9 protein-coding genes and 1 tRNA gene are annotated in these 9,680 nt (G+C 64.1%); 4 read left to right on the top strand and 6 right to left on the bottom strand.

What is annotated here, in order from left to right:
• Positions 1-549: 549 nt before the first annotated feature.
• The 5 genes from EGH21_RS23690 to EGH21_RS23710 form a co-directional block, all read right to left on the bottom strand.
• Positions 550-1,731, bottom strand: coding sequence for a tyrosine-type recombinase/integrase (locus EGH21_RS23690; protein WP_220620870.1), 1,182 nt, complete (start codon positions 1,729-1,731; stop codon positions 550-552).
• Between the two features lie 111 nt (positions 1,732-1,842).
• A tRNA-Gly gene (locus EGH21_RS23695) sits at positions 1,843-1,913 on the bottom strand.
• A 93-nt stretch (positions 1,914-2,006) separates the two neighbouring features.
• On the bottom strand, positions 2,007-2,663 hold the full coding sequence (locus EGH21_RS23700) for a class I SAM-dependent methyltransferase (RefSeq protein WP_220620871.1): 657 nt from the start codon (positions 2,661-2,663) through the stop codon (positions 2,007-2,009).
• Between the two features lie 27 nt (positions 2,664-2,690).
• Positions 2,691-3,731: a tyrosine--tRNA ligase gene (locus tag EGH21_RS23705; RefSeq protein WP_220620872.1), complete on the bottom strand. Its 1,041-nt coding sequence runs from the start codon at positions 3,729-3,731 to the stop codon at positions 2,691-2,693.
• A gap of 60 nt (positions 3,732-3,791) precedes the next feature.
• Positions 3,792-4,445, bottom strand: coding sequence for a DUF4013 domain-containing protein (locus EGH21_RS23710; RefSeq protein WP_220620873.1), 654 nt, complete (start codon positions 4,443-4,445; stop codon positions 3,792-3,794).
• A gap of 97 nt (positions 4,446-4,542) precedes the next feature.
• Here EGH21_RS23710 and EGH21_RS23715 point away from each other — a divergent pair, with 97 nt between their 5' ends.
• Both EGH21_RS23715 and asd read left to right on the top strand, forming a co-directional pair.
• Positions 4,543-4,980, top strand: a complete 438-nt coding sequence (locus EGH21_RS23715) for a DUF7960 family protein (protein WP_220620874.1) — start codon at positions 4,543-4,545, stop codon at positions 4,978-4,980.
• A 69-nt stretch (positions 4,981-5,049) separates the two neighbouring features.
• Positions 5,050-6,087: an aspartate-semialdehyde dehydrogenase gene (asd, locus tag EGH21_RS23720; RefSeq protein WP_220620875.1), complete on the top strand. Its 1,038-nt coding sequence runs from the start codon at positions 5,050-5,052 to the stop codon at positions 6,085-6,087.
• On the opposite strand, the gene EGH21_RS23725 is transcribed toward asd, so the two are convergent.
• On the bottom strand, positions 6,084-7,037 hold the full coding sequence (locus EGH21_RS23725) for a D-2-hydroxyacid dehydrogenase (protein ID WP_220620876.1): 954 nt from the start codon (positions 7,035-7,037) through the stop codon (positions 6,084-6,086). The genes asd and EGH21_RS23725 overlap by 4 nt on opposite strands.
• 248 nt (positions 7,038-7,285) lie before the next feature.
• On the opposite strand from EGH21_RS23725, the gene EGH21_RS23730 reads away from it, so the two are divergent.
• Entirely contained in the window at positions 7,286-8,644 is a 1,359-nt protein-coding gene (locus EGH21_RS23730) for an NAD(P)/FAD-dependent oxidoreductase (RefSeq protein ID WP_220620877.1), read from the top strand.
• Positions 8,645-9,286: 642 nt separating this feature from the next.
• Positions 9,287-9,571 (top strand): hypothetical protein, encoded by a 285-nt coding sequence (locus EGH21_RS23735; RefSeq protein ID WP_220620878.1) that lies wholly within the window; start codon positions 9,287-9,289, stop codon positions 9,569-9,571.
• Positions 9,572-9,680: the final 109 nt, after the last annotated feature.

Here is a 9,680-nt window from a genome sequence, read left to right on the forward strand (position 1 = left end):
CCGCTGCGGCCGATTCCGACACGAACCGGCTTAGTGGGAACATATCGGGCACCGCTGGCGCGGTGCCCTTGCCCTCTTCGACTTTCAGCCACAGCTCTCGCTATCAACAATCTACTTCGCAAGAGCGTCCGGGATTGTGAGAGGTGATTCCTTGGTCAATCGAGGTGGTGTCAACACGCCCGTCATCAAAACGAATGGTGTATTCAGCTGGGAGTTCTACCACTGACACTTCGAACGTGTGATTTGTGCTTGCCGAGTTGTTGAGGATAACCGTAACCGGGCGCTCTTGAACGGACGGGCCACTGAACGGAAGGGCAGTACAGCCCGCGACCACCAGCAGCGCTCCAAGACCGAACGTACAAAGAACACGCCTTGGTTTGGTCGTCCCGCCGTGCATACCATCAGTTCGTGGGGAATCACAATCAATAGCTGTCGCTTATCGGCTCAGTTGGTGCAACGACTGTTAAATTCGCATGTTCTATCCAACAACCGTTTCGTCGTGGATAGTGTCCGAATAATAGGATTTCAACAAAACCGTCGGTCTTTATTTCACCACTTGTCGTTTGCGTGGTTCTTCACACTCCGTTCGTTCGAGCGCAGATACTTTTTCGTCGTTGCGAGATTCGTGTGCCGGACCTGTTCCGCCGCCCGTGCGATTCCTTCTTTCTCGGTCCAGATGGATGCCGCCCCATGTCGGAAGGAGTAGTATGAGAGAGTACGATTCCCTTCATCGAGGTCAACTCGCTCCATGAGCTTGTCCAGCACTTTGTTCAGAGAGCGTGAGTTGTACTGATTGCCGTATTTAGTCAACCAGAGGTAGTCGCTATCGTCGTACTTCGAACAGGACTGACGCTCTTGCATCCAGTTCTCCAGGGCGTTGCGAGACTTGGAAGAGATCTCACAGGACCATGACTCGTTACTCTTTGTCGACTCGGCAGTCGGGATGTTGATTTCGTTCTGTGGAAGATTCAACCAACCAGCTTTCATCTTCCCCACCTCTATGGGTCGAAGCCCGAGGTCGGCACTCACAGCGATGATGGAGGGGTACTTCCACGACGACGCTTTCTTGAAGTGTTCTTCACCTACTTCCCCGACCTTAATCCCCTGTTGTTGGGACACGAAACGCTTCAAGTCTTGACGCTCGTCGGGGTCGGCGTTCCAGAAGCTCTTGATGGAGTATTCTTCGAGTGCCGCTTCATAGAGGCGATTCATTTCCTCTGGGTAGAAGCGATCCTTGATGTGTTCCTTGTTGTCGGACCCTCGGGATGGTTCGATGGGTATGTCGTGTTCCCACTCAACTATCTCTCGGTTCTTCTGCTCGCGGAAGTATTTGAACAGTCGCCGGATGCACTTCTCGAAGGTGTGGACGTAGCTATCCGGGTGTGGGGATTTTCGCATGAGTTGGTCAAGAAGCTCCGTCGCTCGATGTGGTGGAAGCTCTTTGGTGAACTCGCCTTCTTCCTCCCACAACCATCGGTATGCTTCTTCGACTTTGTAGTGAGTCGTCTTGACAGTGGACTCAGAGAATCCCTCACGTCGGTAGGTGTCTTTCCCCTCGGTCAGTAGCCATTGGATGAAGTCGGTCTTGAAGCGCGCGTAGTCGTTTTGAATCATCTCGGAGTAGTGCTTGAGTGATTCTTTGGTGTCACGCGCGACTGGTGGGATGGGTAACTCAACATCTCGCTCGTGCGTGTCGTCGATTTGCATTTTGAGCGTGGGTTTTGCCTGCATTGTACCGCCGTCTTGCGGTTTGACCAGTTGCAGTTAGGACTGGTTTGCTCAGCCTTCTTTTCACGCTGTTGAGTTAGGTAATTTGCCGTTTTCACGGCGTAGAAGGTCTAATGCGGCGGCCGGGATTTGAACCCGGGCCATGAGCTTGGAAGGCTCAGGTCCTACCACTAGACCACCGCCGCTCACTCGTTCGCAGATTCGGTGGGGTCCATCACCGTCGCCGCCCGTAGTACGCCGACGGCGTGCGAACGTACCCACTGATAGAGGGAACGTGATTAAGGACCTTTCCCTTCTGGTTCGACCACGGCGTAGCAGTTCCCGCTGGAGAGTTCCAGCGAGCGGAGGGTCAGGCCGCTTTCGGCGACGTCGCGTTCGAACTCCGCCGGCGCGTAGATGTGGTAGAACCGCGGCACCGTCTCCCCGCCGGGGAGCGTCCAGTCGACGGTGGTGTCGAACCCCGTCTCGGCGTCGGCGGGCGCGTCGAAGCGGTCGTGGGCGGTGCTCCACGCACTCACGAGGGCGCTGCTGCCGGGCGCGAGGACGCGGGCGAGTTCGTCGAGGCTCGCGCGCCGGTCGGCGGCCGTCGGGAGGTGGTGGAGCGTCGCGACGTAGACGGCGAGGTCCACGCTGTCCGCGGTAAGCGGGAGTCGTGTGGCGTCGCCCTGCACCAGCGAGACGCGACGGCCGACCCGGTCGTGGGCCTCGCGAAGGAGGGCGCGACTGGCGTCGAGGCCCACGACCCGGTCCGCGACGTCGGCGAGGAGTGCGGCGTGGCGACCGTTCCCACACCCGACGTCGAGCGCCGTCTCGACGCCGTCCGCGTCGGCGACGAACGACTCGACTTCCGGCCAAGCGTACTCGCGGGTCTTCGAGAAGTGGTCGCCGATGCGCTCGTACGTGCGACGCACCGCCGCTCGTGACTGTTCAGCCATCGTCTCTCGGAGGTCGAAGCCCGTTGGTCACGCCTCGCCGTACGTCTCGGGGTAGGCCTCGGCCAGCAGGTCCGGCCGGTCGAGCAGGCGCTCGCGCACCGGGTCGATGACCTCGGAGATGGCGGTCCCGACGGCCGGCTTGAGGTCCGCCGGGTGGAGTTCGCCGCTGAGGAAGTCCTCCTCGACGGCGTCGTAGCTCTCGTAGGTCAGGTCGCCGCCGTACTCCTCGGGTCGCTCGACGACGAACGGTTCGCCCTCGACGTGGAGCACCGGGAAGACGAGGTGATGGAGGTACTCCAGGACGCCGTTGTCCTCCACCTCGCCGGCCGGACAGTACGCCTGCCCTATCTTCTCCTCGACCTCCTCGGGCGAGTCGGTGAGGTTGACCTTCGACGCGGCGTCGGAGGCGCTCATCTTGCCGCCCGAGAGGCCGGAGAGGAGCGGCGCGAAGACACAGATCGGCGAGTGACCGCCGTGGTCGGGGAGAATCTCCCGCGAGAGCATGTAGATGCCGCGCTGGTCGACGCCGCCGTAGGCGATGTCGGCGTCTAGGGCCTTCACGTCGAGGCTCTGCATCAGCGGGTAGATGAGGCCGCCGAGGTTCGGGCTCTCGGACTCGCGGACGACTTCGCTGGCCGCGCGCTGGGTGCGGGCGATGGTCGTCTCCGCGGCCATGCGGTACATCTCCAGCGTGTACTCCTCGTCGAGTTGGAAGTCGGTACCGCGGACGAACTCGACGTCGTCGGGGTCGGCACCGGCGGCGTCTATCATGCCCTCGATGGCGACGCGGTAGTACTCCGAGCGGGCGTCCAGCAGGTCGAACGGGCTCTTGTTGTCGTCCAGATGGGCGTGCAGGTCGGCGACGAGCACCGTCACGTCGACGTCGGCGCGCAGGAAGTCCGCGAGCTTTCGCATCGTCGTGAAGTGGCCGATGTGCATCTCGCCGGTGGGCGCGTAGCCGATGTACGCCGACGGGTCGCCGTCCTCGAACAGTCCCTCGAGCTCGTCTTCCGTGACGACCTCCTGAGTGTGCCGGCTCACGAGGTCGAGTCGGTCGGCCGTATCCATACGCTCCGGTCCCCGCTCCGGCGAGTAAAACGTTCCTGTGTGGCCCCGCCGGTCGAACCCTCACTCCGTGGCGGTCCCCGGTCGGTGCATCGGGTCCTGTCCGTCGCCGGTCGCGCCGGCGTACCCCCGCGCAAACAGGTGATAGCCGACGACCTGCCCGTAGAAGGCGAACACCGCGCCGACGAGGATGAGGACGAGGACGCCGCCCAGCCCCGCAATCACGAACAGGGCGACGTACGCCTCGACGACGGCGACGACGTAGACGGGTCGGCGGGCCGCACCGGCGATCGCTCGTATCTCGAACGCCGCCCGCAGGGAGTCCGTCGTCGCCAGCCGTGTGAGTGCGCCCGGCAGGAGGTACGCCGAGGCGAGACCGACGACCGACGCGAGGAGCAACAGGCCGCTCCCGAGGAGTCCGGCACCCGAGGCCCGCGCGAGGACGCCCCCGAGCGTCACGAGGACCGGGATGAGGAGGTACGCCACCTGCACGCCGATGACCCGCGCGCCGTCGACGAACAGGTCGCCCCAGTCCTCGAACTTCGGCGGGTGTGGGCGGCCGTCGGCCGTCGACCGTAAGACCCGGAGGAGGTACCCCTGTGCCGGGATGAGCGGGACGAACAGCACCGCGCCCACGAGCGTCAGCAGACTCCCGGTTATCACGGTCCAGAGCCACCCCGGGCCTCGCTGAGGGTAGAACAGCGCGTCGCGCAGCATTGCGGAGTACTGCCCGTCCCCGATACTTATACCCCCACACTGCGGCCACGCCGCGGGGAACCCGAGTACACAAACCCGTCGAGCCCAACTAGCGGACATGTACACGGGGAAGACGGAGAAGGCGTGTTGCCTGTGCGGGAACCCTGACACGGAGACGCGGTTGGACCTCCCACCACGGGCGGTGCCCCTGCTGAAGCACTCGGAGGCGATCGCGTGGCGGGACATCGTCGGCGAAGTGTCTATCTACTTCTGTGTCGCCGACTGGGAGACGGTTCGTGACCTCGTGCTGGAGACGGGGATGAGTCCGCTCTCGCGCTGTAACGTCGCTCGCGCCTCGTTCGACCTGCGGGAGGACTTCGAGGCCCTGCTCAACGACGTCCGGGACGAACCCGACCACTCCGACCTCGAAGCCGAGATGCTGGACGACGCCGAGTCAACGCTGGCGAACCGCGACGACCCGTACGTCGAGGAGCGAGACGTGGTGGAAGCGCGGGTCGTGGAGTGGGTGTTCGAAGACACGGAAGCGGAAGCCTGACCGGGGGAAAGCGGGGTGGCCCGGGGTGTATCCAAACTGTTTTGAACACCCACGGCCCTGTGTCAACCGATGACTGTACGCGTAGGCGTCCTCGGAGCAACCGGCGCGGTCGGACAGCGACTCATCCAGCTACTCGACCCGCACCCGGACTTCGAGATCGCCGCACTGACAGCCAGTGAATCGAGTGCCGGAGAGAGCTACCGCGACGCCGCGAAGTGGCGCGTCGAAGCGCCCATCCCGGAGGACGTCGCCGACATCACCGTGGGCGCGACGACGCCCGACGCCGTCCCGGACGACGTCGACCTCATCTTCTCCTCGCTCCCCTCCAGCGTCGGCGCGGAGGTCGAACCGGAGTTCTGCGAGGCCGGCTACGTCGTCTCCTCGAACTCCTCGAACGGGCGGATGGACGAGGACGTCCCGCTGACGATTCCCGAGGTCAACGCCGACCACGTCGACCTCATCGAGGTCCAGCGAGACGAGCGCGGGTGGGACGGCGCACTGCTGAAGAACCCCAACTGTTCGACCATCACGATGGTCCCGCCGCTCGCGGCGCTGGACGACGCCTTCGACGTGACAGACGTGCGCGTCTCGACCCTGCAAGCGGTGTCGGGCGCGGGCTACTCCGGCGTCTCTTCGATGGAGATTATCGACAACGCCATCCCGCACATCGGCGGCGAGGAACAGAAGATGGAGACCGAGTCCCGGAAACTGCTCGGGTCCTTCGACGGCGCCGAAGTCGAACTCAACGACATGGACGTCGCCGCCTCGTGTAACCGCATCGCCACGCTCGACGGCCACCTAGAGAACGTCTGGGCCGACACGGCCGAGGACGTCTCCGTCGACGACGTCGAGGCGGCCATGGAGTCGGTCACCGGCGTCGACCTGCCGTCCTCGCCGGAACGCCTCATCACGGTGTTCGACGAACCCGACCGTCCACAGCCCCGACTCGACCGGAACGTCGAGGACGGCATGGGCGTCGCAGTCGGCGGGTTCCGCGAAACCACCGACGGCGTCCAGTTCAACTGCCTCGCGCACAACACGATGCGCGGCGCGGCGGGTGCGAGCGTGCTGAACGGCGAACTGCTCGCCCAGCGCGGCTACATCTAGAGCGGTATCTGATTCTGTAACCCGTCCCACGCGCCGGTCTCCTCGGCGCGTCGGACGTTCTCGGCGACGATGTCCGCGAGTCTGTCGAAGTAGCTCGGCGTGTGGCCGGCGTTGTGCGGCGTGACGAGGACGTTCTCGAAGTCCCACAGGCGGTGGTCGCTCGGGAGCGGTTCGGGGTCGGTGACGTCAAGCGCCGCCGCGCCGACGTGGTTGCGCTGGAGGGCGTCTACGAGGGCGTCGGTGTCGACCACCGGACCGCGGGCGACGTTGACGAGAACCGTCTCGGGGTGCATCGTCGTCAGGAGGTCGGCGTCGACAAGCCCCCTCGTCTCGTCGGTGAGCGGACACGCCAGCGCCACGTAGCGGGCGTCCTCGACGGCCTCGTGGACCTCGTCGTAGCCGTACACCTCGTCGGTCGGGGTGTCCTTCTCGGGCGAGTGCCTGACGGCGACCGTCTCGACGTCGAAACCGTCGAGTCTGTCGACGACGGCGGAGCCGATGGCCCCCATGCCGACGACGCAGACGCGACTGCCGGCGAAGTCGGTCGACTTGAACGACTGCCAGACGTGGTCGGCCTGTCGTCGCCGCGCCGTGAAGAACCCGCGAGCGAACGAGAGCCACGCGCCGACGACGTGTTCGGAGACGTTGGGCGCGTGGACGCCGGAGGCCGTCGTCAGGGCCACGTCGCGTGCCGCCAGTTCGTCGAGCGGGAGGTGGTCGTAGCCGGCGTACGTGGACGCGAACAGGCGAAGCGAGTCGGCCCGGTCGAGCAGGGCCTCGGAGACGGCACTGCCGGTGAGCACCGTCGCGTCGGCGACGAGGTCACGCTCGGCGGCCGGGGTCCGGGCCACGGCGACGTCGTGGTCCGGGAGGCGTTCGCGGAGCGCTGTCACGTATCGGTCGACGGCCATGCCGTGGATGTTGTCTCGGCGAACGACGATGTCGGGCATACCGAATGCGTGCGACGCCGAGCGCCAAAACGGTACTGCACCGGAGAGCGACACCGTTCTGGTCGCCGACGACGACGGGAACTGTCGGACGCCCTACCGCGTCTGGTTGGAAGGGACGACGAGGGCCCGGGAGCCGCGGACGGCGCGAGGCCGGCGGCGTCGACACTGACCGGCCCGTCGTGGCTCTCGGAGTCCACGTAGCGCGACGAGACAATAGGTTTTAGCCGTCGGGGGGCACGGTAGCGGGTATGGAATACGTAGACGTGGCAATCGTCGGGGGTGGCCCAGCGGGGTCGTCCGCCGCCGAGGCCGCCGCCGCCCGCGGCGCCGACGCCGTCGTCTTGGAGAAGGGGGTTCCCCGGGCCGACCGCGAGGGCACTGGGCCGGATTCGACGGACGCGGCGGGACTGCTGGACTACTGGCTCGACATCATGGGATTCGACGCCGCGGAGTTCCCCGACGACGTGGTCCTCAGCGAACTGGAGGGGGCGAAGTTCTACGGGCCCGACTCCGAACTGGCACTGACCGAGACGGGCATCGACGCGGCCTACGACGGGTTCGGTTTCACGATGCACCGGGCGCGGTTCGACGACTGGCTTCGCCGGCGGGCGGTCGACGCCGGGGCGGACTACCGCGTCGGCGTCAGCGTCACCGGCGTCGAGACGGACCTCGCCGCGTCGCCGCGCCACACGGTCCGTCTGGCCAACGGCGAGAACCTCGAGACGGACTACCTCGTGTTGGCGGACGGCCCCCAGCGGACCGTCACGGGCGGGACGCTAGACCAGTTCCTCCCCGAGGGCCGGACGATGAGCGAGATTATGCCCTCGAACACGGCCAACCACATCGCCTATCAGGAACACCGCCGGATGCCCGAGGAACTGTTCGACCCCGACTTCATCGAGTTCTGGTGGGGCATCATGCCCGGCCACACCGCCTACCCGTGGATATTCCCGAACGACCCGCCGGTGGCCCGCATCGGCCTGACGATGCCCATCGGACTGGACATCGACGACTACGACGTCAGTGAGTGGGACCTCCTGCGCGACGACGACGAGGGCATCCCCAGGGGCAACGAGTACGTCCGACGACTGCTCGAACGGCAGTTCCCCGAGTACGACGTCGCGGACTTCCCGCTGGTCGAGGACCGCGGGAAGTCGAAGGGGACGGAGACGTACCCCATCTCCTCGACCCGGCCCATCGACTCACCGGTCGGAGCCGGTATCGCCGTCACCGGCGGCGCGATGGGTGCCACCTCCGCGTTCCACGAGGGTGGCGACCACGTCGCGGTCCGCACCGGGAAGATAGCCGGGCGACTCGCCGCCGAGGAGCGCCTCGAACGGTACAACGCCGAGTGGCACGCCGCCATCGGCGACGAAGTGTTGCGGAACGTCACCTTCGCCGACCTCGTCCGTGACTGGGGGCCGAGAGACTGGGACCGCGCGTTCAAAACGGCGAACGACCTGATGGACGCGCGCGGCATCAAGGCCGACGCCGCGCTCAGAGGCGGCCTGCACGGCCTCGAACTCGTCGTCAAGTACAAGTGGGGGAAGTTCGGCTACCGCGACGGGAAGTACGTCCAGTTGCGCGAGGACGAGTACGCCGTCTGAACGTCACCCTTAGGTACGGGACCCTCCTAGCCCGACTGCGTGCCTTCAATCCCCGGCCGAGGCCCGTCACCGGGACGATGACGGTCCGGAGAACCCGGGCACGGTACATCCCGGCGGCTCCGCCGCCCGCCTGGTGGACGCACCCACCCGACTCGCGGCCGTACCCCGCGCGCCGAACCGGTCACCGCCGTTTCGGCACCAGGCGACCGAGAGGTCACCCGCCCGGCACGAGGGTTTGCCGGCTGACGTGGCGCGCCGCCGAGGATGACGCCGGTCGTTAGTGTTCCGGGCGTACATTTTGAGTTGGCTATTAGAAATATTTGAAAATAATATGTATTGCTTCAGGTACGGTCTACCGTTGAGGTCGATCCTTCCGAAGTAACCGCTCTTCCTACCGATTATTGGAAACAGCAGATACTGACGAACCGGGAATGAGGTCTGTCGGGAGTACTGACATCTGTCAAGTTTGGATGACAGCACGCATATCGGTCAGTCTAACAGACTGGAACGCGGGGTCATTGGTCGATTAGTAGAGGTAATTTGGTGGAGAAATAGTCCGGTCTCAGGGTGAGGGATATAATTCAAATATCTCGTCTATCTTCCGGTACCGAGTTTTTTGTTTGTTCCGTGATTTGTGTGGATATGAGACGGCGGAAGTATCTCCGACGGTTCGGAACGCTATCTGTTGTTGGATTGGCTGGGTGCGGTTTTCAAGCAGTGGAGCCTACAACTGAAACGGGAGAAGTTGGAAATGGCGACAAAATCCCGATCTACCACTGGCTTTCTGAGGTCGAGAATTTCGATGAGTTCGAAGATAAAAGAGAGAGTGATAATGTGAGAATAGAAGTAGGTGTAGATAATGGCGGGGAACCAGTTGGGTTCGGCCCCCCAGCAATCATAATTACTCCCGCATCCGTCTTTAGCTAAGAGAAGAATCGCGTGACAGCGGCGGCTTATCGAGGCTACTTTTCGAGAGGAATGAGGAGGAGAAGTCTGTGCACAACCCTCGCTCCTCATCGAGAATTATGCGTCGACT

The organism is Haloarcula rubra, assembly GCF_019599465.1.
Taxonomy (GTDB): domain Archaea; phylum Halobacteriota; class Halobacteria; order Halobacteriales; family Haloarculaceae; genus Haloarcula; species Haloarcula rubra.

Excerpts from the sequence above, each read along its gene's own strand:
- EGH21_RS23705 (WP_220620872.1), bottom strand. The coding sequence starts at position 3,731 with ATGGATACGGCCGACCGACTCGACCTCGTGAGCCGGCACACTCAGGAG.
- EGH21_RS23700 (WP_220620871.1), bottom strand. The coding sequence starts at position 2,663 with ATGGCTGAACAGTCACGAGCGGCGGTGCGTCGCACGTACGAGCGCATC.
- EGH21_RS23690 (WP_220620870.1), bottom strand. The coding sequence starts at position 1,731 with ATGCAGGCAAAACCCACGCTCAAAATGCAAATCGACGACACGCACGAG.
- EGH21_RS23735 (WP_220620878.1), top strand. The coding sequence starts at position 9,287 with ATGAGACGGCGGAAGTATCTCCGACGGTTCGGAACGCTATCTGTTGTT.
- EGH21_RS23730 (WP_220620877.1), top strand. The coding sequence starts at position 7,286 with ATGGAATACGTAGACGTGGCAATCGTCGGGGGTGGCCCAGCGGGGTCG.
- EGH21_RS23710 (WP_220620873.1), bottom strand. The coding sequence starts at position 4,445 with ATGCTGCGCGACGCGCTGTTCTACCCTCAGCGAGGCCCGGGGTGGCTC.
- EGH21_RS23715 (WP_220620874.1), top strand. The coding sequence starts at position 4,543 with ATGTACACGGGGAAGACGGAGAAGGCGTGTTGCCTGTGCGGGAACCCT.
- asd (WP_220620875.1), top strand. The coding sequence starts at position 5,050 with ATGACTGTACGCGTAGGCGTCCTCGGAGCAACCGGCGCGGTCGGACAG.
- EGH21_RS23725 (WP_220620876.1), bottom strand. The coding sequence starts at position 7,037 with ATGCCCGACATCGTCGTTCGCCGAGACAACATCCACGGCATGGCCGTC.